18 protein-coding genes and 1 pseudogene are annotated in these 21,532 nt (G+C 61.8%); 9 read left to right on the top strand and 10 right to left on the bottom strand.

The window, feature by feature from the left end; genetic code table 11:
• Nucleotides 1-4 precede the first annotated feature (4 nt).
• The 7 genes from ACS3QZ_RS03960 to purC all read right to left on the bottom strand — a co-directional run bounded on the left by ACS3QZ_RS03960 (nt 5) and on the right by purC (nt 8,831).
• Nucleotides 5-1,339, bottom strand: a complete 1,335-nt coding sequence (locus ACS3QZ_RS03960; RefSeq protein WP_093094119.1) for a sigma-54-dependent transcriptional regulator — start codon at nt 1,337-1,339, stop codon at nt 5-7.
• A gap of 4 nt (nt 1,340-1,343) precedes the next feature.
• Entirely contained in the window at nt 1,344-3,077 is a 1,734-nt protein-coding gene (locus ACS3QZ_RS03955; RefSeq protein ID WP_456036665.1) for a sensor histidine kinase, read from the bottom strand.
• 67 nt (nt 3,078-3,144) lie between these two features.
• The gene (purQ, locus tag ACS3QZ_RS03950; protein WP_456036664.1) at nt 3,145-3,813 is read right to left on the bottom strand and encodes a phosphoribosylformylglycinamidine synthase subunit PurQ; all 669 of its coding nucleotides are present in this window, start codon (nt 3,811-3,813) and stop codon (nt 3,145-3,147) included.
• A gap of 11 nt (nt 3,814-3,824) precedes the next feature.
• Entirely contained in the window at nt 3,825-4,868 is a 1,044-nt protein-coding gene (locus ACS3QZ_RS03945) for a zinc-dependent alcohol dehydrogenase family protein (RefSeq protein WP_456036663.1), read from the bottom strand.
• A gap of 50 nt (nt 4,869-4,918) precedes the next feature.
• A complete protein-coding gene (locus ACS3QZ_RS03940; RefSeq protein WP_456036662.1) occupies nt 4,919-7,666 on the bottom strand; it encodes a CHAT domain-containing tetratricopeptide repeat protein in 2,748 nt (915 codons plus the stop codon).
• Between the two features lie 84 nt (nt 7,667-7,750).
• The gene (gene purS, locus ACS3QZ_RS03935) at nt 7,751-7,981 is read right to left on the bottom strand and encodes a phosphoribosylformylglycinamidine synthase subunit PurS (protein WP_093094192.1); all 231 of its coding nucleotides are present in this window, start codon (nt 7,979-7,981) and stop codon (nt 7,751-7,753) included.
• A gap of 91 nt (nt 7,982-8,072) precedes the next feature.
• Entirely contained in the window at nt 8,073-8,831 is a 759-nt protein-coding gene (purC, locus tag ACS3QZ_RS03930; RefSeq protein WP_093094114.1) for a phosphoribosylaminoimidazolesuccinocarboxamide synthase, read from the bottom strand.
• Nucleotides 8,832-8,985: 154 nt separating this feature from the next.
• On the opposite strand from purC, the gene ACS3QZ_RS03925 reads away from it, so the two are divergent.
• The 3 genes from ACS3QZ_RS03925 (at nt 8,986) to bmt (ending at nt 12,444) form a co-directional block, all read left to right on the top strand.
• Nucleotides 8,986-9,300: a DUF1476 domain-containing protein gene (locus tag ACS3QZ_RS03925; protein ID WP_093094113.1), complete on the top strand. Its 315-nt coding sequence runs from the start codon at nt 8,986-8,988 to the stop codon at nt 9,298-9,300.
• Nucleotides 9,301-9,450: 150 nt separating this feature from the next.
• Nucleotides 9,451-11,343, top strand: coding sequence for a phosphatidylglycerol lysyltransferase domain-containing protein (locus ACS3QZ_RS03920; RefSeq protein WP_456036661.1), 1,893 nt, complete (start codon nt 9,451-9,453; stop codon nt 11,341-11,343).
• A gap of 84 nt (nt 11,344-11,427) precedes the next feature.
• On the top strand, nt 11,428-12,444 hold the full coding sequence (bmt, locus tag ACS3QZ_RS03915; RefSeq protein WP_456036660.1) for a betaine--homocysteine S-methyltransferase: 1,017 nt from the start codon (nt 11,428-11,430) through the stop codon (nt 12,442-12,444).
• Nucleotides 12,445-12,521: 77 nt separating this feature from the next.
• On the opposite strand, the pseudogene ACS3QZ_RS03910 reads toward bmt, so the two are convergent.
• A pseudogene (locus ACS3QZ_RS03910) lies at nt 12,522-13,617 on the bottom strand (PA0069 family radical SAM protein); the annotation flags it as partial.
• Nucleotides 13,618-13,845: 228 nt separating this feature from the next.
• Between ACS3QZ_RS03910 and ACS3QZ_RS03905 the strand changes: the two are divergent.
• Together ACS3QZ_RS03905 and ACS3QZ_RS03900 are read left to right on the top strand one after the other, a co-directional pair.
• Nucleotides 13,846-14,547, top strand: a complete 702-nt coding sequence (locus ACS3QZ_RS03905; protein ID WP_093094109.1) for a cobalamin B12-binding domain-containing protein — start codon at nt 13,846-13,848, stop codon at nt 14,545-14,547.
• Nucleotides 14,548-14,612: 65 nt separating this feature from the next.
• The gene (locus tag ACS3QZ_RS03900; RefSeq protein ID WP_456036659.1) at nt 14,613-15,251 is read left to right on the top strand and encodes a DUF1638 domain-containing protein; all 639 of its coding nucleotides are present in this window, start codon (nt 14,613-14,615) and stop codon (nt 15,249-15,251) included.
• Here the strand turns inward: ACS3QZ_RS03900 and ACS3QZ_RS03895 are convergent.
• Nucleotides 15,248-17,044: a sulfotransferase family protein gene (locus ACS3QZ_RS03895; RefSeq protein WP_456036658.1), complete on the bottom strand. Its 1,797-nt coding sequence runs from the start codon at nt 17,042-17,044 to the stop codon at nt 15,248-15,250. The two genes, ACS3QZ_RS03900 and ACS3QZ_RS03895, sit on opposite strands and share 4 nt — an antisense overlap.
• 17 nt (nt 17,045-17,061) lie before the next feature.
• The gene (locus ACS3QZ_RS03890; protein ID WP_456036657.1) at nt 17,062-17,688 is read right to left on the bottom strand and encodes a helix-turn-helix domain-containing protein; all 627 of its coding nucleotides are present in this window, start codon (nt 17,686-17,688) and stop codon (nt 17,062-17,064) included.
• A 66-nt stretch (nt 17,689-17,754) separates the two neighbouring features.
• On the opposite strand from ACS3QZ_RS03890, the gene ACS3QZ_RS03885 reads away from it, so the two are divergent.
• The 4 genes from ACS3QZ_RS03885 to ACS3QZ_RS03870 are packed head-to-tail and all read left to right on the top strand — an operon-like array spanning nt 17,755 to nt 21,480.
• Nucleotides 17,755-19,275: a class I adenylate-forming enzyme family protein gene (locus ACS3QZ_RS03885; RefSeq protein WP_456036656.1), complete on the top strand. Its 1,521-nt coding sequence runs from the start codon at nt 17,755-17,757 to the stop codon at nt 19,273-19,275.
• A complete protein-coding gene (locus tag ACS3QZ_RS03880) occupies nt 19,272-19,913 on the top strand; it encodes a DsbA family oxidoreductase (RefSeq protein ID WP_456036655.1) in 642 nt (213 codons plus the stop codon). The genes ACS3QZ_RS03885 and ACS3QZ_RS03880 overlap by 4 nt, the downstream gene beginning before the upstream one ends.
• Nucleotides 19,910-20,272: a potassium channel family protein gene (locus ACS3QZ_RS03875; RefSeq protein WP_456036654.1), complete on the top strand. Its 363-nt coding sequence runs from the start codon at nt 19,910-19,912 to the stop codon at nt 20,270-20,272. The genes ACS3QZ_RS03880 and ACS3QZ_RS03875 overlap by 4 nt, the downstream gene beginning before the upstream one ends.
• Nucleotides 20,269-21,480, top strand: coding sequence for a multidrug effflux MFS transporter (locus ACS3QZ_RS03870; protein ID WP_456036653.1), 1,212 nt, complete (start codon nt 20,269-20,271; stop codon nt 21,478-21,480). The genes ACS3QZ_RS03875 and ACS3QZ_RS03870 overlap by 4 nt, the downstream gene beginning before the upstream one ends.
• The last annotated feature ends 52 nt before the right edge of the window (nt 21,481-21,532 follow it).

The following is a 21,532-nucleotide window of genomic DNA, read 5'->3' as shown; positions in this document are numbered from 1 at the left end:
CCGCTCAAAGATAATCCGCCCGTTGCAATCCGTATTTTGCCATTTTCTCGTTCAGCGTTCGGCGCGGCAGGCAAAGCTCTTCCATGACCGACGCAATCGACCCGCGATGCCGCCGCATGGTGTTGTCGATCAACATCCGCTCAAAGGCTTCCACATATTCCTTGAGCGGTTTGCCTTCGGTTGTCATCACCGGCTGCATGTCTTCGTGGTCGCTCATCAACAGCGACGCGATAGTCCCCCCACCCCGGCGCGATTGAAGCACGGCGCGTTCCACGAGGTTTATCAGCTGACGCACATTTCCGGGCCAAGGTGCCTGCAAAAGCTGCGCGGCTTCCTGCGCACTGACCTGGGGCGCATCACACCCGTACTCCTCGGCAAATTGTTCGCCCAATCGGGTAAACAGCGTCAGAATATCTTCACCTCTCTGACGCAGAGGGGGCACGGTGATCCGCAGAGCGGCCAGCCGATAGAACAGGTCCGGTCGCAGGGCGTCTTCGCAGGTGCGATCCTGCTCCTGCATGTTGCAAATCGCGATGATCCGGGTTTCGGCAGGCGTGCCCTGTTCGTTGATCACGTTGAGCAACTTGGCCTGGAGACCATCGCTCAGCATTTCCACGTCTTCCAGAACCAGCGTACCACCGCGCGCTTCTTCGATCGCGGGCAACTGGCTATCCTCGGGCTGCATCGGGCCGAACAAACGCCGCCCCAGCGACTCTTCCTCGAAAGCACCACAACTGACCAGCACGAATTTCTTCCCGGCGCGGCTTCCGACGGCGTGCAGCGCATGCGCGACCAGCGTCTTTCCGGTTCCGGTTTCCCCGTCGATCAGTACATGTCCATCGGCCTGACCCAGGTCGAGAATGTCTTCCTTCAGCCGCTCCATCACCGGGCTGGCCCCGATCAGCTTTTTCATGATCTGACCGCCATCGCTCAGTTCCCGGCGCAGGGCCCGGCTGTCCAGCGTCAGACGACGTGCATTGGTGGCCTTCTTGGCAAGCTGGCTCATGCGATCCGGGTTGAACGGTTTCTCGAGGAAATCATAAGCCCCGACCCGCATCGCCTCCACGGCCATCGGCACATCCCCGTGACCGGTAATCATGATCACCGGAAGCGCCGAATCCGCCCCCATCAACTTCTTGAGAAACTGCATCCCGTCCATTCCGGGCATCTTGATATCCGTAATCACGATACCCGGATAGTCCGACCCCAGCGCCTTGAGCGCATCCTCGGCGCTGGCAAAGGTCTCCGTGTCATAGCCCGAGAGGGCCAGCCACTGGCTGATCGACTGACGCATATCCTGTTCGTCATCCACGATCGCAATCTTCATACCTTGTGCCACGCGTTTACTCCGCTGCTTCCATATCTTCACTCAAGATAGGCAGCTGCACTTCGAATACAGCCCCCCGTCCATGACCATTGCGCGCGGTCAGCCGCCCGCCCAGGTCGTTCACAATTCCCGATGAAATCGCCAGCCCCAGCCCAACGCCTTCGCCCGGCTGCTTGGTGGTAAAGAAGGGCTCGAACAGATCATCAAGGTTTTCGATTCCGGGGCCGTTGTCGCGCACCGTCAGCGTCGCGGTTTCCCCCGCCGCAAGGATGATGTCGATTTCGGGGTCATCCACGCCTTCGGTCGCATCCAGCGCGTTGCGCAGCAGGTTGATCATCACCTGTTCGATCCGCACCCGGTCCCCCATCACACGCACCGGTTCATCCGGCAGGATGGGGCTGATACGCACCTCGCGCTGGCGCAATTGCGGCTCCATCATCGACAGGGCCGAATTCAGCGCATCCAGCATGTTGACGGGGGCAAAGTCATCGCCGCCTTTTCGGGCATAGGATTTCAGCTGCTTGGTAATGGCCCCCATCCGCTCGATCAGATCGTCAATTCTCTGGAACGAGGACAGTGCCTCTTCCGGGCGATTGCGCCGTAACAACAACCGCGCCCCGGCAAGATAGGTCTTCATCGCCGCCAGCGGTTGGTTCAACTCGTGGCTCACCGCCGCCGACATCTCTCCCAACGCGGCCAATTTGGAACTTTGCGCAAGGCTGTGCTCGGCCACTTCAAGGCTCTGCTGCATCCGTTCCCGTTCGGCAATCTCGCGCTGCAGGCGCTGGTTGAGGGCACGAAGATCGGCCGACTCCCGCTGGAACAACGCCATGCGCACCGCGCTTTTGCGGCTCAGCACATAGAAAGCCAGCGCCAGAAGAATAGCGAACCCCATGATCTCCAGTGCCAGAACCGCGTTCACCTTTTCCCGCACGCTGGCATAGGTCGTGAACGAGGTCATGCGCCAGCCGCGGAACGGAATCCGCACGTCCTTGCGCATGACCGCTTCGCCCTGAAGATAGGCATCCGCAGGCACCTGCGTCCAATCCGCAGTTGCCTGAATGGCGCGCTCGATCGCCCCCTGCGCGGGTTGACGCGCCAGCGCCTCGGCCTCGGTCCGACCACGCCAGCGTGGTTCCGACGCCAACAGGATCGTCCCTTGGCTGTCGGTGACATATACCGCATCCGAAATCCCGGCCCAGGCCCGCTCGAACTTGTGAAGATCCACCTCAACAACGATCACGCCGATCGCCTGCCCCTGGCTGTCCAGACGCCGAGAATAGGTGAACCGATTGGCCCCCGCATCGTCCTGCGTCGCCGAAAACAGGGTGGCATTCGAACGCAGCGCATTGACAAAGAACTCACTGGATCGGTGATTGACCCCAAGCCGCGTTCGATCCGTCGCCGCCACTGTGCGCCCGCTTTCATCCAGCAACAACAGCGATGCCGCCCCGATTTCATCGACAAAGGAAATCAGCCGCGCGGTGGATTGCGAATAGTCGTCGGAATTGAGCGCCCCGATCAACGCCGGGTCCTTGGCCAGAAGCTGCGGCACGATAGCGTTGCGGCGCAATTCCGAAAGCAGGTTTCCCGAATAGAGCGCCAACCGCAGCTCTGCGCGATTGCGCGTGTTCTGCGTGAACCGGTCCGTCAAAAGGCTGTTCGTAACCCAGATCGTCACCCCGGCAAATATGCAAAGCGCCGCCAGCGCCGCGCGCACGCGCCAGCTGGCGGCTCGCGGCCGAGGCATATCCGGAATTTTCACAGGGGGCGGGCTCATGCCCCCCAGATTACGGACCACGGTGGCTGATCTCAAGTCAGGCGGTGGCCAGCTGATCCATCAACGAGCGGAACATTGCCACCCCATCGGTGCCGCCGTGGCCTGCATCCGCCGCGCGTTCGGGGTGCGGCATCATGCCAAGAACCCGGCGGTTCTTGGAAATCACACCCGCAATATCGGCCACCGACCCGTTGGGGTTGTCGGTGTAGGTAAAGGCGATCCGTCCCTCGTCCCGCAGCTGCGCCAGCTTTTCGTCGGTGACAAAATAGTTTCCGTCATGGTGCGCGATCGGAATGTCGATCACCTGCCCCAGGTCATAGCCGCTGGTAAAGGCAGTTTCGTTGTTCTCAACTTTCAAACCCACCGTGCGGCAGATATATTTCAGCCCCGCATTGCGGCGCAGCGCCCCCGGTAGAATGCCGGTTTCGGTCAGGATTTGGAAACCATTGCAAACGCCAATGGCATATCCGCCCCGCTCGGTGTGGCTGATCAGCGACTTGCAGATCGGAGAGTTCGCCGCGATCGCACCACAGCGCAGGTAATCGCCGAATGAGAAACCGCCCGGCACGCCCACGATATCCAACCCTTCGGGAAGTTGCGTGTCCTTGTGCCAGACCATGGTCACATCCATGCCAGCCTGCTCAAAGGCAACAGCAAGGTCACGATCACAGTTCGATCCGGGAAAAACGATGACAGCAGCGCGCATTTTGGCGTCTCCTAGTTCTGAAAATCGGTGATGACCGCCACGCCCGGCGGGGCCGGACGGTCAAAAGCGGCAAGTTCCGCGCTGACATCTGACAGCGCAATCGTACGGGTCACGAGCGGGCTCAGATCAACCTGCCCCCCCGCGATCAGGTTCAACAACGACGGGTATCTCCAACTCGGCATACCGCGCGTGCCATGCACGCTCAATTGCCCGGAGTAAAGCACATCCATCGGCAGGCGCATCTGTGCATGATCTCCAGCAGGCATGCCGATCTGCACCATGCGCCCCATCTTGCGCAGGGACCGCATCGCCGCCACGGTGGTGGTCTCGATGCCAAGCGCCTCGACCGACACATGCGCGCCCCCGCCTGTAATCTCGCGCACCGCGTCCACCGATCCCTGCTCGGCCGCATTGACCACCGCATCCGCACCCAGCGCGCGGGCATAGTCCAGTTTTTCGGGAACCACGTCGACCACGACAACCCGCGCGCCCAGAGCCCGGCCGAGCAAAAGCGCGGAAATCCCGACGCCCCCGCCACCAAATACGGCCAGCCATTCGCCCGGCTTCAACTCGGCCCGCCCGACCAGCGCCTGCCAGGCCGTCGTCACCCGGCAGCCAAGACCGGCGGCAATCTCTGGCGCAAGCGTGTCCGGCAAAGCGGTCAGGTTGGCATCGGCATGCGCAACCGCGATCATCTCGGCAAAAGCCCCGTCACAGGTGAAACCAGGCACAACCTGCGTTGCACAGGTTGTCTGGTTGCCCGCCGCACAATCGCCGCAGCGTCCACAGGCAAGAATGAAAGGTGCAATCGCTCGGTCGCCAACACGCCAGCGCGTAACTTCGGAACCCACGGCAACCACCTCGCCGCAATACTCATGACCCGGCACCATCGGGAGCACCACATCCGGGTCTGCCCCGCTCCAGGCATGCCAGTCCGACCGACACACGCCGCACGCCAGAACACGCAGGACCACGCCATCCCGTAGCGGCTCCGGATCCGGGATCGTGGCCAGCGTCAAAGGCTGTCGATAGGCTGTCAACTGGGCGGCTCTCATGGGCTTCCCCTAGCCTATCTTGCCCTTGGGTTCCAGCCCCAAGAGGGCGCTCAGAGCCAGTTGCCCATCAACACGAAAGCCGACCAGAAATAGGGGTGCTGAAAGCCGCTATCACCAAACTCCTCGACAAGCCCCTCGGCAGTCCGGGTCGCGCCCGTCACTTGCCCCTCACTTTGCAGCATCTTGATCTGAGACCGGCGCAGCGCCTCGGCCTTATCGAGTCCCTCTTCGATCATGCCGCGATAGAAATCCTGCATTAGGATCGGCGTCGCCGAATCCGCCACCGGCCAGAGTGACGCCATCACCGAACTGGCTCCGTTCAACTGTGCCGTCGCGCCGAACCCGTCGATTTCCGACCCATCCCCGCCCCGCGCCGTCTGGCAGGCAGACAGCGTCAACAGGTCCACGCCGCGAAACCGAAAAGCGCGGGTTTCCCGGATTTCACTCAGGCTCAGATGCGACCCATCCCCCAGCAGCAAAAAGGAATCGTCCTCCTGCCCCGGCAAAAGAGCAAAATGGCTGGCGATGTGGAGGATGCCGGGCTTACGCATCAGCACCCGGCGCAGGCTTTTGGTGTCAAATCCCTCGTCCAGCATCGCGTCGCCGTGCAGCACGCCCTGCCCGTCGCTGGCCGCAAAAATCGTTTCAATTTCATCCGCAACACCGGGCAAAGGCGAAAACCCCGGATGGGCGCGCGTCACCCCGAACCCCGCCGCCGCATCTGCCACACGGGGACCACGGGCGAACTGGGTCGGTACCGCCGTCGAATAGAGCGAAAACGCAAAGCTCTCGACCAGATAGCGTTCGCCATCATGCAGCGCTGCAAACGGCACGTATCGCAGGAACCCTTCGAGGTTGAGCATGACCACCTCGGTTCCAGCGGCATCCAGCGACCCGCGCACCGGCGCAAAGACCACATCATGCAATGTTTCCAACCGGGCTTGCGCCTCCGGACTCTGCCCTTCGATCGCCTGCAAAACATCCAGCACCTGCTGCGCCAATGCTCCTTTGGAAAGTGCAACCTCTTCGTGCAACGTCACCCCCGGTAAGGTGAGGAAAAGGTGCACGGCCTCGTCAAGGGCGGCGACCTGAAGGATTGCGGTCGGACGATCCAATCCAGCCAGCACATCCTGATAGGCGCCCACCGCGTCAAACTGGTCTTGCAGACCTGCCTTCGCCGCCTCGTCTTCAACCTGTTCAAGAAACGCATCCACCGCGGCGTTGAACTCATCCGATGCCACCTGCAAGGCGTCTTCCAAAAGCATCAATTGCTCTTCTTCGGCTTCGGTCGCCGTTCCCGCATCGAGCTTGGCATAAAGCCCATGCAACGCCTGTTCGGCCTGGATCGGGATTTCGGCAAGCGCCGCCAGCCGCGCCTCAACACTCAACTCACCGTCGGTCAAAATTGCGCGCGTATTGCTCAACTCCGCCCCGCCATCGCGGCGCAGGAATTCGAAAACTTCCTCTTCCTTTTCCATATTGAGCACAGCCTGCGCTTCGCTGATCCGGCCTTCGGCGATCAGCAGATCGGCAAGTTCCTCGTATAGCCGCCGCCACTCGGCACGCAAATCCTCGGTCCCGCTCTGGCTTAAGGTGGCGTTCAGTGCGCGCAGCTCCTGCTGTGCATTGACCGCCATCTTTCCAAAAAAGATCGCCCGTTCCCGGTTCCCCTTGGCCGCAAATGCGCGCGAGAACATCTCGAACAGCCACCGCTGGTCACTCAGCGACTGGGTCCGGTTGGCCGCGATATAAGGCATCGCCGACATGCCCCACCGGATCGCCTCGTCATAGCGCCCGGTTTCGGAAATCACGATGCCGATATTCATCCGCGCCTTGCCCGTGGTATCCGAAAGCGGCCCGTCGACGCGCTCAATGACCGGCAACGCCCGCTTGATCCACGCTTCCGCCGCCTCGAACTCCTCTAGCTTCCAGTAGCTTACGCCGATATTGTTGGCGATATAGGCCGCAATGATCTCGCTCTTGTTTCCCTTCTGCCCAATACCGCTATCTGCCTCGAACACCTCAAGCGCGTCTTCATAAACCGCGATCGCTTCGCGAAAGCGCTTCAGGCCGTCCAGGCCCACGCCCTCGTTCAAAAGCGTATTCGCCGCAGACAACTCCATGCCTTCGATCGTGTCCTTGTGCGCGAGGTAAATGCGCCGCGCCTGCCCCAAGTAGTCAAGGCTCGCTTCGTGGCGCTCCAGAGCCTGCAGGGTGATCGCCATGTCCTCGTAACATTGCGCAAGCAACACTTCGTTGCCCGGATCGTCCAGATTGAACAACAGGATACGTACCGCGATGCTGAGCCATCTGAGCGACTCGGCATGTTCCGACAGATGCCCCAACGACTGACCGATCTGGCGCGCGGCATAGGCGGCATAGACCTGCTCCTGGTCCGATCCCCCACTCCAGCCCTCATAGGCAATTTCCAGATACGGCAGCACTGCGCGCAGCGTGGCTTCACTCATGCGCGGACCGTTGAAGATCGGGATCACATAGTTGTAGGCCGCATAAGGATCACCCGCATCCGCCCCCGCTCGCTGGCTGTGGTCGGCCAGCGCGAGCGGGTCATCGGGTGCAACGGGTTGACTGTCCTGCGGGTCTTCCGCCCGGACTTGCTCCGAAGCGGTTCCCCTCTGGGTCGTCCCCGTGCCGTCCTGTGCTGTGGCGCGACCACCCTCACCGCCATTTTGCGCAGCCGCGCTGCCGCCAGAACCCTGCGCCAATACCACGCCACCCGCAGTCCAGACGAAAGCAGCACAAAATACAACGCTCAGAAATGCGGTACGATGGATCATCCGCGACCCCCGGCCCCTTTGAAAATTGGTTCAAAGGCTAGGCCAAGCGCGCGTTTGACGCAATCAAAACTCTACGAGGGGGCCTCAGCCCATTTCCACGCGGTAGCTTTCGATCACAGTGTTGGCGAGCAGCTTTTCGCACATCTCGGTCACGGTGGCCTCTGTGGTGCCATCGGCCAGATCAAGCTCGATTACCTTGCCCTGACGCACGCCTTCCACGCCATCGAACCCGAGGCTGCCAAGCGCGTGCCGCACCGCTTCGCCCTGCGGATCCAGAACCCCGTTTTTCAGCATCACATAGACACGCGCTTTCATGTTCTTCTTCTCCGAATGGAAGGCACCGTTCCAAGGTGTCTTCATCTTGCCAAAATACTCAATTCCGTCGCGCGCCATGCACGCGACCGGGTCAGTTGACCAATGTCGGTTTGCTCGGCCCCGAGTTCTTGGGCATCACGCCCAGTCGCCGCGCCACTTCGGCATAGGCATCCGTCAGGCTACCCAGATCCCGGCGGAACACGTCCTTGTCGAGCTTTTGCCCGGTCTCGATGTCCCAAAGGCGACAGCTGTCCGGGCTGATTTCATCGGCGACGACCAAACGCTGGAAATCCCCTTCATAGACGCGACCGATCTCGATCTTGAAGTCGATCAGCTTGATACCGACGCCATACATCACACCCGACAGGTAATCATTCACCCGAAGCGCAAGCCCGAGGATATCGTCCATGTCCTGCTGCGTGGCCCAGCCAAAGGCCGCGATATGCTCTTCCGTGACCAGCGGATCACCAAGCGCGTCGTCCTTGTAGCAATACTCCACGATCGGGCGCGGGAGTTGTGTGCCTTCCTCGATGCCAAGACGCTTGCTCATCGACCCGGCGGCAAAATTGCGCACGATCACTTCAAGCGGAATGATCTCGCACGACCGCACCAGTTGCTCGCGCATGTTCAGTCGTTTTAGGAAATGCGTAGGCACGCCGATCTGGTTCAGGCCGACCATGAAATATTCGCTCAGACGGTTGTTCAGAACGCCCTTGCCATCAATCACGTCTTTCTTCTCGGCATTGAACGCGGTGGCGTCATCCTTGAAATACTGCACGATAGTGCCCGGTTCGGGCCCCTCAAACAGGATCTTGGCCTTGCCTTCGTAGATTTTCTTGCCGCGCGCCATGGCTGCCCTTCCTCATGTGCCGGGCTGAGTCCCGGAGTCAGGCGCTCTCTTACTGGATGGGCGGCATTGTCGCAAGCATACCCGACCCTCTTGCAGCATCCGCGCCCAAAGGGCATATCTGGGACAACTTCAACGCTTTCAGGGGAATCTTCTGATGACCACCTTCGACGACCGCGAAAACGCCTTCGAGAACAAATTTGCCCATGACGAGGAAATGAAGTTCAAGGCCGAGGCGCGCTGCAACAAGATGCTGGGCCTCTGGGCTGCCGAGCAGATGGGCAAGTCCGGCCAAGAGGCTGACGATTATGCAAAAACCGTAGTGATTGCCGATTTCGAAGAAGCTGGCCACGAAGACGTGATCCGCAAGGTTGTCGGTGATCTCGAAGGTCACGTGACCGCAGAGGTGATCCGCGCCAAACGCGCCGAGCTTCTCGCGCAGGCGCAGGAACAGATCATGAATGAGGTCTGATCCCCCGGGATCGCTTCATGACACTGATGTGACAATGGCGCGCAGGCAGCAGCTTGCGCGTTTTTTTTTGCGCGGATTTTCGACATTAAGCGGGCCGAAACCCTGACCTCTCATAGTGAGAGTCGACAAGGGACAGTCGGAGTCGCCCAGATGGCCATGCAATCTCTCCATCGAACCCGTCAGGTGCTGCGCCATGCGCTGCCCCTGCTTCTGGGTGTGGCGTGCTGCGTATTCCTTGCACATCAACTGGACGGGTTCGACATGTCCGCTATGTGGGCTGGTGTTCAACAAGTCACGCCATGGCGCTGGGGCCTCGCGCTGGCCTTCACCGGGTTCAGCTTCCTCGCCGTGGCCCGCTATGACGTGATTGCCCTGCGCCACTTTCAGATGTCCCGCCCATCTTCCCAGGCCATGCGCGCCGGCGCGACGGCCATCGCGCTGGGTCAAACGCTTGGCGCGGGCGTCGTCGTTGGCGCCTTTGTGCGCTGGCGGATGATGCCGGGCCTACCGCTCAGCGATGCGGCGCGCCTCGCCGGTTTCGTGGCAGTGACATTTCTGGCTGCCCTGTCCGTGGTGATCGCCGCTGCCGCGCTGGTTCTGCCGACCCCGCACATTCCCACACTCCTGCCACCTCTGATCCTGATTGGTGCGGCGCTTTTGGTGCTCGTCGCCTTTTTCTTCCCGGTTCTGGGACGGGGGGGGCGCGTGATCAGCCTCCCGACTCTGCCCGCGCTCCTCGCCCTGCTCTCCCTTTGTGTTCTTGACACCGTCTTTGCCGCCCTCGCGCTTTACGTCCTGCTGCCCGAAACCCTGACCCTTGGTTTCGCCACACTTCTTCCGGTCTTTCTGATCGCCCTTGGCGCAGCCATCTTTTCCGGCACACCGGGTGGGGTTGGTCCGTTCGAACTCACCCTGCTTGCGCTGTTGCCCCATGTGCCCGAGGCCGAACTGCTGGCCGGGGTGCTGGCCTTCCGCGCGGTCTACTACGCCCTGCCCGCTCTGATTGGCGGCGCCATCCTGCTGTCGCGCCTTGCCCGCAAATCCGCCACCGATCAGGCCGCCGCCGCTCCGGCGCTCTTTCTGCCTTTTGAAACACTGCCAGACACACCGCAGGCTCGGGCCGAACTTGGCGTTTTACGTCAGAACGGCGGCGCCATCCTGCGCTGTGAAACCGGCAGCTGCGGAATCGTGCGCACGGGCCAGACACTGACCGCTCTGTTCGATCCGCTGGACGGACATTCCGGTTCTCTCGCTGCCCCGCTTCGCCGCGCGGCACGGGCCCAGAACCGGATTGTCTGCAAATACAAGATCACCGCCCGCCAGGCCGTGCACGCCCGCAGCGCGGGCTGGTCCGTTCTTCACATTTCGGACGAGGCCGTTCTGGATCCCTCCCTGCACGCGCTCGATGGCCCTGCTTACCGTCAGCTGCGCCGCAAGATCCGCCAGGCCGAAAAAGCGGGCATTTCCCTGAGCGAGGCCAACACACCTTTGCCGCTCGAAGCCATGGTGCAGGTATCGCGCGCCTGGGAAGACAAACACGGTGTCCCGCGCGGCTTTACCATGGGGCGGTTTGATGGCCCTTACGTATCCGGTCAACGCGTCTACCTGGCCCATGACAACGGACAGTTGATTGGTTTTGTAAGCTTCCATGTCTCCCAGCGAGAGTGGTGTCTCGATTTGATGCGCGTCTTGCCAGAGGCTCCTGATGGCACCATGCACGCGCTCGTTCATCTCGCCATCACACGAGCCGCCGCCGCAGGGGCGGCACGCCTCTCGCTCGCAGCCGCCCCCGCACTACCCGGAGGAGCGACGCTGCTCGAACGCGGTCTGCGCCGGCGCTTCCACGTGCTTGGGGGCGGCCCGGGATTGCGTCAGTTCAAGTCCTGCTTCAACCCCGAATGGCAGCCGCTTTTCATGGCCGCCCCCGGTTTTGCGCAACTCACACTCGCAGCGCTTGACCTGATCCGTTCGGTTCGCCTGCGCAGCGCCCCGGCCACCCCGATCACAGTAGCGGTACAGCCCTCGATTTCGCCCGCCTCATAATCTTCCTGCAAAGATTGCGATTGCGCTGCGTGGCCGCGCGTGCCAAACCCGCGCGCAAATCTTACGCGCCCCAAGGAGTGTCCAATGACCAATGCCCTGAGCAAACTGCTGGAAACCCGCGACTGGCTCATGGCCGATGGCGCCACGGGCACGAACCTGTTCAACATGGGGCTCAGCTCGGGCGACGCCCCCGAAATGTGGAACATCGAGCACCCCGACCGCATCAAGAAACTCTACAAGTTCGCCGTGGACAATGGCTCGGACATCTTTCTGACCAACTCCTTCGGTGGCAACAGCTCGCGCCTGAAACTGCATGACGCGGGTCACCGCGCCCGTGAGATCTCGCGCGTCGCCGCGGAGCTTGGACGCGACGTGGCAGATGCCGCCGACCGCCCGGTCATCGTGGCGGGCTCGGTCGGACCGACCGGCGACATCATGGAACCGGTCGGCTCGCTCAGCCATGCCGACGCCGTCGAAATCTTCCATGAACAGGCCGAGGGTCTCAAGGAAGGTGGCGCAGACGTGCTCTGGCTGGAAACCATCTCCGCCCCCGAAGAATACCGCGCCGCCGCCGAAGCCTTCGCGCTTGCCGATATGCCCTGGTGCGGCACGATGAGCTTTGACACCGCCGGGCGCACCATGATGGGGGTGACCTCGGCCGACATGGTCCAACTGGTGCAATCCCTGCCCAATCCGCCGCTTGCCTTCGGCGCAAATTGCGGCACCGGGGCCGCCGATTTGCTGCGCACCGTGCTCGGCTTCTCGGCGCAGGGCGTGGAAATTCCGATCATTGCCAAGGGCAACGCCGGGATTCCGAAATATGTTGACGGGCATATCCACTATGATGGCACGCCGGAACTGATGGCCGATTATGCGGTCATGGCGCGCGATTGCGGGGCAACCATCATCGGCGGCTGTTGCGGCACCATGCCCGAACACCTGCACGCCATGCGCGCCGCGCTTGAAACCCGCCCGCGCGGCCCGCGCCCGACGCTGGACAAGATTACCGCGGCCCTTGGTGCCTTTTCCTCGGCCAGTGACGGCACCGGAGACGACACCCCGCCCACGCGTGAACGCCGCCGTTCCCGGCGCCGCGGCTAACCCAAGCGCGTTCTTTCTTTTTCCGAAAATACCCTGGGGGAGTCTCGGCCCTGCTGAGACGGGGGCAACGCCCCCTGGAACAGGTCCATCTGCCCGCCGCGCGCCAGCGGCGGCGCAAAACGGTCACAGCGTAGCTCGGGCAGTGTCCGAACTAGACCGTAGCGCTTCATCGCCATCTCGAACCGGCGTGCAATCATCTCTGCATAGACGCCCTCACCGCGCATGCGCCGCCCCCAGCGGGCATCGTAGTCCTGCCCGCCATGCATTTCGCGCACTCGCGCCATGCATTTCGCGCACTCGCGCCATGACCCGCGCGGCGCGCTCCGGGAAATGTGCCGACAACCATTCCTGGAACAACTCCGAAACCTCCAGCGGCAAGCGCAGCATGATCCAGCTCGCCGCTCGCGCCCCGGCTTCGGCCGCGGCCCGCATCACCGCTTCAATCTCCACATCCGTGATCGCGGGCACCACCGGTGCCATCATCACCCGAACCGGAATACCCGCCGCACTCAGACGCTCGATGGTCTGCAGTCGCCGCTCCGGCGCGGGCACGCGCGGCTCCATCAACCGCGCCACCTTCCGATCCAGTGTCGTCACCGAAATGCCGACCTGGGCAAGTCCCTCGCTCGCCATCTCCGCAAGAATGTCGATGTCGCGTTCGATCAATGCCCCCTTGGTCACGATCGCAACCGGGTGGCGAAACGCCTGCAGCACCTCGAGCACGCCGCGCATCACCTCATATGTGCCTTCGATCGGCTGGTAGGGATCGGTATTTGTCCCAATGGCCAGCGGGGCGACCTTGTAGGATTTCCGGCGCAACGCAGTCGCCAGTATCTCCGGCGCGTTTGGCCGGGCGACCAGCCGGGTTTCGAAATCCAATCCGGCCGAATAGCCAAGATAGGCGTGGGTTGGCCGGGCAAAACAATAGATGCAGCCATGCTCACACCCGCGATACGGATTGAGTGATCGGTCAAAAGGCACGTCCGGTGACGCGTTGCGCGTGATCACGCTGCGCGGCTCCTCGATCTCAACGCTGGTACGGAATTCTCCAAAAGCCTCGGGCATGCCCCAACCATCTTCCATGTCCTCGCGCAAAAGGTCGAACCGCCCGCTTCGATTGCTCTGCGCAGCCCGCCCGCGACGTCTTTCCGGTGCAATATCGACCCATTTCATTCAGTTTCTCCGCTTCCGACACCCCAAAATGGAACAAAACGGGAACAATTGCAACAAACCCCATATTCGACATGAAAAACTTTCACGCCCGCCCTTCATTTTCCGACTTACAAGTCGGAACCGGCGTCGGCTATGTCGCTATTCAGACAGTCTGAATGGTCCATTCGGACAATGTAGAGACAGAAAAACACTCAACAGGCGCGCGCGCCGGCAAGCAAGGAAACGGCCATGTCGGAAGAAGAAGACGATATCATCCTGTCGGAACTTGATGACGAAGAACTGGTCCAACAGATGTTCGACGACCTTTACGACGGTCTCAAGGAAGAGATCGAAGAAGGTGTGAACATCCTGCTCGAACGTGGCTGGCAGCCCTACCGCGTTCTGACCGAAGCCCTCGTGGGCGGCATGACAATTGTCGGAAACGACTTCCGGGACGGTATCCTCTTCGTGCCCGAAGTTCTTTTGGCGGCGAACGCGATGAAGGGTGGCATGGCCATTCTCAAGCCGCTTCTCGCGGAAACCGGTGCCCCGCGCATGGGCTCCATGGTGATCGGCACCGTCAAGGGCGACATCCACGACATTGGCAAGAACCTTGTCTCGATGATGATGGAAGGCGCCGGGTTCGAAGTGGTCGACCTCGGGATCAACAACCCGGTGGAATCCTATCTCGAAGCGCTTGAAGAGCACAAACCCGACATCCTCGGCATGTCGGCCCTGCTGACCACCACCATGCCCTATATGAAGGTGGTGATCGACACGATGATCGAACAGGGTCTTCGCGATGACTATATCGTTCTCGTGGGCGGCGCGCCGCTGAACGAGGAATTCGGCAAAGCCATCGGCGCCGATGCCTATTGCCGCGACGCCGCCGTCGCGGTCGAGACCGCCAAAGATTTCGTGGCCCGCAAACACAACCAGATGAACGCCTGAAGCGGGCATCTTCTTCTCATTGGCCCGCCCCTGACCGGGCGGGCCTTTTTCATTCAAGGCGTCCCATGCCCCTGCCCACGGATTCGGAACTCACGACCAAGGGACTGGCCCCGGAAAAGGGTTCCGGGCGCGTGCTTTTGCTTGCCTGCGGCGCGCTCGCCCGCGAAATTCTCGCACTCAAAAAGGCCAACGGCTGGGATCACATGGATCTCACCTGCCTGCCTGCGATCCTCCACATTCATCCCGAAAAAATCCCAGAAGCCGTGCGCGACGCCGTCGTGAAGCACCGCGACGCCTATGCCGACATCTTCGTCGTCTACGCGGATTGCGGGACCGGCGGGCTCCTGCAGAAAACCTGCGAAGAACTGGGTGTCGCCATGGTCGACGGCCCCCACTGTTACAGCTTCTTCGAAGGCAACGAGCGCTTTGCAGAGATCGCAGAGTCCGAGTTCACCGCTTTCTATCTCACCGATTTCCTCGTGCGCCAGTTCGACGCCTTCGTATGGAAACCGATGGGGCTCGATCGTCACCCCGAGCTGATCGACATGTATTTCGGCAATTACGAGAAGCTGGTCTACCAGGCCCAGACCGACGATCCCGACCTGACGGAAAAGGCCCGCGTCTGCGCCGACCGGCTCGGACTTGCCTTCGAACGCCGTTTCACCGGCTACGGCGACCTTACCAACGCTCTGGAATCCCTCTAAGGCTCAACGGTGTAGCCGATCTGTTCCATCAGCGGACCCAAATGGGCGCGATAGGGCTGCCATGCCCGCGAGCTGCCCTGGTACACTTTTTCTCGCACCTGAATCATGCTTGCTGTGCGCGCGGTGCGCCGCGTTTCGTGAAACGCGAGACAGGCCTCTTCGAATGGAAGGCCACAATCCTTGAGCAACTGTCGCGTGCTCTCCTCCGGCGCCTGCGTAAAGGCGTCGTAGTCCAGATCCAGAATGCGCCCGGGAAAGGTCTCGTGCCAGAACGCCATTTGTGCGCGATACATCAGGTAGAACGCCGCGATGTCGTCCAGATCATACGAGAAGTTGATCAACCCGCCCGAAAAACTATGCTTGAAGATCGACCAGCAAACGGCCATCGCATCACGCCGCATATGGATCACACGCGCTTCGGGGAAAGCTGCAAGAATGACGCCTATATCCCTGAAATTCATCAGGTTCTTGTCGGTCACGACCCGCTTGGGTGCGGCAAGTCGGGCAACCTCACCAAGATAGGCATCCCGAATGTCGCGCAACAATGGCTTGTCCAGACGCGCGCCTTCGGGCCGTTCCCGAACAACTGTCGCCATGATCGCGTCGAACACGCCGATCTCACCCGCGCCATACACGCGCGAATGGCTTGCCAACACCTGCTCGATCAGCGAACTGCCCGAACGCGGCATTCCGACGATAAAGATCGGAGATACAGCGCCATGCCCCACCTCGGGCAGCACAAGCTGCTCAGACGCCCCGCTTTCGAACCATGACCGCACCTGCGCCATCCGCCGGGCATCCCCTGCCCGATCATAGGGCCGCGCGCGCCGTGCCGCCTTGTTGGCCGCCACGAGGCTTGAAAAAGACGAGTCGATCTCGCCCAGATCGGCCTGCGCCTTGCCCAACGCAAACCGCGCCTCGGCCTCGCGCACATTGGACAACCGCCCCTTGCGCAAAACACCTTCAAGCCGCGCCAAAACCGGATCGCCCGCTTCGAACCGGCGCAGCGCACCAATCCGCACATAGGCGTCGGTTTCCTCGGGATGACGCGCCACCAGCTCCTCGTACTGCGCCAGCGCCTGTTCCGTCTGCCCCGTCGCAGAATATACCGCCCCCAGCCCGGACAGGGCAGTGACGTGATCAGGGTGCGCCTTCACCACCTGCTCGAAACAGGCACGCGCTGCATCAAATGCGTCCATATCCGACAAGACAAGGCCCAGCGTCGCGCGCAAATCCGGATCCAGCGGTTCACGTTCCACCGCCGTCTCCAACACCGCGCGCGCCTCGTCAAACCGCCCCGCCTCGCGCAGGCAAACCCCGAGATTGTGTCGCAGGTCAGTGCGCGCCGGATCGCAGACCACCGCCTGATCGAACAGCGAAACCGCCTCCGCCAACTGGCCCCTGCCATGCGCGGCAACCGCCCTTTTGGCCAACATTCCCGCGTCCGCGCCCTTGGACGGCACCGCGCCGGGCGTCAATGCCCCAAGGCTCTGGGGCTGGGGCGCCGTCGCCACGGGCTTGGCCGGAACGGCAAACGGGTCCTCGATCCCGGAAAGCCGCGCGCCAGAAAGCGCGGCCAACGGATCGGGCGTGACCACCTGTTCCAACCCGGCCGGAAAACCATCCCCCTTTTGCGACCCGACCCTCTTAAGCCCGGCCTTGGCCTTGGCATTTCCGGGAAAGCGCGCCACAACCTCGGAAAACAAGGCGCGCGCCTCGTCCAGCCGCCCCGCCTTTTCCGCCGCTGCTGCCGCGCGAAGCTTGTCACCTGCCTTGAAGGATTGTCCTGCCACCGCGTCGCACCCGCCTCTTAAACCAGCGACGTCACCCACAGGATCGTGGCGTCCTCGTCGCTGACCGACACCACGTTATGCCCCATGGCGCCGTCATAATAGGCGCTGTCACCCCGACGCATTTCAACCGGCTCGTAAAACTCGGTATAAAGCCGGATCACCCCCGTCAGCACATACAGAAACTCTTCCCCGTCATGACGCACCCAACCGTCGAATTCCTCGACATTGCGTGCCCGGATACGAGCGCGGTACGGCAGCATTGCCTTCTTGCGAAGCCCCTCGGCCAGCAACTCGTGCTCATAAGTCACCGTGGCCTGATGCACCCCCTCGCCGGATTTAACCACGGACATACGCCCCATGACCTGATCCTTCTTGGGGGGCGTGAAAAGCTGGGGCACCGAAATCTCCAGCCCCACGGCCAGTTTCTTGAGCGCCTCATAGGTCGGAGACATCTGTCCGTTCTCGATCTTGGAGAGGGTCGAACGGGCCAGCCCCGCCTGCTTGGCCGCCTGTTCCAGCGTCCAGCCATGCGCCTTGCGCAATTCGCGCACCCGCACCCCAAGGTCGAGCGGCTCGACATGGTCCTGCACCCCGTTTTCGCGGGCGATCCGGATCAGCGATTTCGGGTCTTTGTCCACATTCATACCCGCGCTTCTAGCGCAGCGGCGCAAAGACTTGCAACCTTCTCCACACGGGCTTAGCTACGCCTCATGACCTCCCTTTTCGACCAAGGCCCGCCCCCGCCCTGCCCAGCCTCCTTCAACATGGCCGCCCATGTTCTGGCACTGGCTGATTCACAGCCCGACAAGATCGCGCTTTCGGTGCTGTCTCTTTCCGGCTCCGAACGCTGGAGCTATGCCCGCATGAAGGCCGCCGTGCTCGGCACCGGCACCGGGCTTTTGCAGGCGGGATTGAAACCCGGCGACAGGGTGCTCATGCGCCTCGGCAACACGGTCGAATTTCCCATCGCCTATCTCGGCGCCATTGCCGTCGGCCTGATCCCGGTGCCGACCTCTTCGCAACTCACCGAAGGTGAGGCCGCCAAGATGATCGCCGATCTCAGCCCCGGCGCCATCCTGCGCGACCCGGATATCGCCTGCCCGGACACGCCCGGCATCCCGCAAATCCTGCTCGATGATCTGGAAGACATGCGCGATCTGCCCCCCGCAGAGTTCGACATGGGCGATCCCGACCGCATGGCCTATATCATCTACACCTCCGGCACCTCCGGCATACCCCGCGCCGTGTGCCACGCGCATCGGGCCATCTGGGCGCGCCAGATGATGCACGAGGGCTGGTACGGTCTAAAATCCACGGACCGCCTCTTGCATGCTGGGGCCTTCAACTGGACCTACACGCTGGGCACCGGCCTCATGGACCCGTGGTCCGTTGGTGCGACCGCCCTCATCCCGGCCCAAGGCGTCGACATCAAGGCCCTGCCCCTGCTGCTCAAGCGCCATCAGGCCACGATCTTTGCCGCCGCACCGGGGGTCTACCGCAAGATGCTCTCGGATCACCCCGACATCCATCTGCCAGACCTGCGCCACGGGCTGACGGCGGGCGAAAAACTCTCCGAAACCATCCGTGAAGAGTGGTTCGAGGCAACAGGCACAGCGCTCTACGAAGCCTACGGCATGTCCGAATGCTCGACCTTCATTTCCGCCAGCCCGTCCAATCCCGCCCATCCCGGCACGCTGGGCCGCCCGCAAACCGGGCGCCGCATCGCCATCGTGGACGAAACCGGCCCCGTACCACTGGGCACCGAGGGCACCATCGCCGTGCATCGCTCCGATCCCGGCCTGATGCTGGGCTACCTGAACGCCCCCAAAGAAACCGCCGCCAAGTTTCAGGGCGACTGGTTCCTGACAGGGGATCAGGGGGTCATGCATGATGATTTCTACATCACCTATGCGGGCCGCGCCGATGACATGATGAACGCCGGGGGCTATCGCGTCTCCCCGCTCGAGGTCGAAGCTGCGCTCTCGCGCTTTCCCGGCATCACCGCCGTTGGCGTCACCGATGTTGAAATCAAACGCGACGCCCGTATCATCGCCGCCTTCTATACGTCTGCCGGTGAACTGGACGAAACCGCTCTGAAAGCGTATGCCGAACAGACGCTGGCCCGCTACAAGCAGCCCAAACTCTTTCAACGGCTCGACGCCCTGCCGACCAATCCCAACGGCAAGCTCAGCCGCCGCGCCCTGCGCGACCAATTCGAGGCAAAGTCATGATCAAGCTCGACATTCTCTCCGACCCCATCTGCCCGTGGTGCTATATCGGCAAGGCCCGGCTGGAAAAGGCGATGGAGGCCGAGCCCGATCACCCCTTTGCCATCGAATGGCACCCGTTCCAGCTTAACCCCGACATGCCGCCAGAGGGCATGGACCGGCGCCAGTATCTTGAAGCCAAGTTCGGTGGAAAGGAAAACGCCGTGCGTGTCTATGCCGAGATCGACCAGCACGCCCGCGACGAAGGGCTCGACATCGACTTTGCCGCGATCAAACGCACCCCCAACACAATAGACGCCCATCGCCTGATCCACTGGGCCGGGATCGAGGGCAAACAGAACGCCGTCGTGGACGCGCTCTTCAAGGCGTATTTCAAGGAAGGCCGCGATATTGGCGACAGCGAAGTCCTCTGCGACATCGCCGACAGCGCCGGACTGGATGCCGCGGTCATTGGCAAACTGCTCGCCTCGGACGCCGACGTGGACAACATCCGCCAGCGCGATGCCCACAGCCGCGAGATGGGCGTGAACTCGGTACCGACATTCATCGTGGCCAACCAGCATGCGGTTCCCGGCGCGCAACCCACCGATCTCTGGCGCAAGGTGATCGGCGAATTGCGAGACCAACAGGCCGCCGAATGACAACACTTGAGCGGCTGATCACCCTGCTTCTTCTGCTCGCCCCCGTCATCGTGGGCGGTACGGTCTTCTTTCATTTTGTCGAAGGCTGGAGCTGGGTCGACAGTTATTTCTTCTCGGTTGTGACTCTGTCCACCGTCGGCTACGGCTCGCTGGTGCCGGCCACCACGCTGGGCAAGATCGGAACCACCATTTTCATCTTCGTCGGTCTGGGCATCTTTGCTTTCGTAATTCAGCAGATCGGACATATTGCAGCCGAGAAACGCGCGGCCCACACCGAATGGCTCGTTGCACGGCTTGGGCATCACAAGGCCGAACACGAACCGCAAGCCGACAACATGGACGACCCGCCCAGGCCATGACCAAAGATAACATGCCCATGAGCCGGGTCGAATTCATCGCCATGTGCGCGATGCTCTTTGCGACCGTGGCCTTTTCCATCGACGCCATGTTGCCCGCACTTCCCGAGATCGGACAACAGCTCAGCCCCGACAACATCAACCGCGCGCAGCTGATCCTGACTTCCTATGTTCTGGGCATGGGCTTGGGCACGTTTTTCACGGGGCCGCTGTCGGACCGTTTCGGGCGCAAACCCGTGCTGATCGGCGGTGCGGTGATCTATTCGGTCTGCGCCTTTGTCGCTTATGTCGGCCAGACACTCGAAATCATCCTGATCGCCCGCGTCGTCCAGGGCATCGGCACGGCCGGTCCCCGCATCGTCACCATGGCCATCGTGCGCGACCTCTATTCCGGTCGCGAAATGGCGCGCATCGTGTCCTTTGCCATGATGATCTTCACGCTGGTTCCGGCCATCGCCCCGGCACTGGGCGCGGTGATCATCGACTTTTCCGGCTGGCGCGGCATCTTCATCGCCTTCATGCTGTTTTCTCTGATCACGGTTCTCTGGGTAAGCCTCCGCCTGCCCGAACCGCTCGCCGTGGAAAACCGCCGTCCATTTTCGCTGGGCAAGCTGATCTCCGGTGTCGGTGAGATGTGGCGCATCCCCGCCGTGCGTATTTCGATCCTCGTCCAATCCCTGATCTTCGGGTCCCTTTTCGGAATGATCAGCTCCGTGCAACAGGTCTATGACCTGACATACGGACGCGGGGATCAATTTCCGCTCTGGTTTGCCGGGGTCGCTCTCGTGTCCGGGAGCGCGAGCTTGCTCAACGCAAAACTCGTCATGCGCCTTGGCATGCGCTTCCTGATCACGGTGGCCACGGGTGTCCAAATCGCCCTCGCAGCCGCCATGGCCTTGGCCGCCATCGCCCTGCCCGTAGGCGAGGCACAGTTCTATGCCTTCGTTCTCTGGCAAACCACAGTGTTCTTTAGCGTCGGGATGACACTGGGCAACCTCAACGCGCTTGCCATGGAACCGCTGGGCCACATGGCGGGCACCGCCGCGTCGATCATGGGCGCCATTGCCACCGTCCTTGGCGCGGCCATCGCTGCCCCCATCGGGCTGGCTTTTGACGGTACCGCCCTGCCGCTGGCGGTGGCGCTCTTCGTGCTGTCCACCCTCAGCTTTCTACTGATGCTGCGCATGCGCCGCGTCGAAGCTCTGTCCTGACCTCCAGCAAACAATCGAAAACCGTGCTATACTGCCCCTTGACATGAGGGGG

The organism is Shimia sp. W99 (assembly GCF_053851455.3).
The sequence above is the reverse complement of the archived record's forward strand: the minus strand, read 5'-3'. Positions and strand labels throughout refer to the sequence as shown.

Excerpts from the sequence above, each read along its gene's own strand:
- ACS3QZ_RS03870 (WP_456036653.1), top strand. The coding sequence starts at position 20,269 with ATGACCAAAGATAACATGCCCATGAGCCGGGTCGAATTCATCGCCATG.
- bmt (WP_456036660.1), top strand. The coding sequence starts at position 11,428 with ATGACCAATGCCCTGAGCAAACTGCTGGAAACCCGCGACTGGCTCATG.
- purQ (WP_456036664.1), bottom strand. The coding sequence starts at position 3,813 with ATGCGCGCTGCTGTCATCGTTTTTCCCGGATCGAACTGTGATCGTGAC.
- ACS3QZ_RS03920 (WP_456036661.1), top strand. The coding sequence starts at position 9,451 with ATGGCCATGCAATCTCTCCATCGAACCCGTCAGGTGCTGCGCCATGCG.
- ACS3QZ_RS03955 (WP_456036665.1), bottom strand. The coding sequence starts at position 3,077 with ATGCCTCGGCCGCGAGCCGCCAGCTGGCGCGTGCGCGCGGCGCTGGCG.
- ACS3QZ_RS03885 (WP_456036656.1), top strand. The coding sequence starts at position 17,755 with ATGACCTCCCTTTTCGACCAAGGCCCGCCCCCGCCCTGCCCAGCCTCC.
- ACS3QZ_RS03925 (WP_093094113.1), top strand. The coding sequence starts at position 8,986 with ATGACCACCTTCGACGACCGCGAAAACGCCTTCGAGAACAAATTTGCC.
- ACS3QZ_RS03880 (WP_456036655.1), top strand. The coding sequence starts at position 19,272 with ATGATCAAGCTCGACATTCTCTCCGACCCCATCTGCCCGTGGTGCTAT.
- ACS3QZ_RS03875 (WP_456036654.1), top strand. The coding sequence starts at position 19,910 with ATGACAACACTTGAGCGGCTGATCACCCTGCTTCTTCTGCTCGCCCCC.
- ACS3QZ_RS03905 (WP_093094109.1), top strand. The coding sequence starts at position 13,846 with ATGTCGGAAGAAGAAGACGATATCATCCTGTCGGAACTTGATGACGAA.
- ACS3QZ_RS03945 (WP_456036663.1), bottom strand. The coding sequence starts at position 4,868 with ATGAGAGCCGCCCAGTTGACAGCCTATCGACAGCCTTTGACGCTGGCC.
- ACS3QZ_RS03890 (WP_456036657.1), bottom strand. The coding sequence starts at position 17,688 with ATGAATGTGGACAAAGACCCGAAATCGCTGATCCGGATCGCCCGCGAA.
- ACS3QZ_RS03900 (WP_456036659.1), top strand. The coding sequence starts at position 14,613 with ATGCCCCTGCCCACGGATTCGGAACTCACGACCAAGGGACTGGCCCCG.
- purC (WP_093094114.1), bottom strand. The coding sequence starts at position 8,831 with ATGGCGCGCGGCAAGAAAATCTACGAAGGCAAGGCCAAGATCCTGTTT.
- ACS3QZ_RS03940 (WP_456036662.1), bottom strand. The coding sequence starts at position 7,666 with ATGATCCATCGTACCGCATTTCTGAGCGTTGTATTTTGTGCTGCTTTC.
- purS (WP_093094192.1), bottom strand. The coding sequence starts at position 7,981 with ATGAAAGCGCGTGTCTATGTGATGCTGAAAAACGGGGTTCTGGATCCG.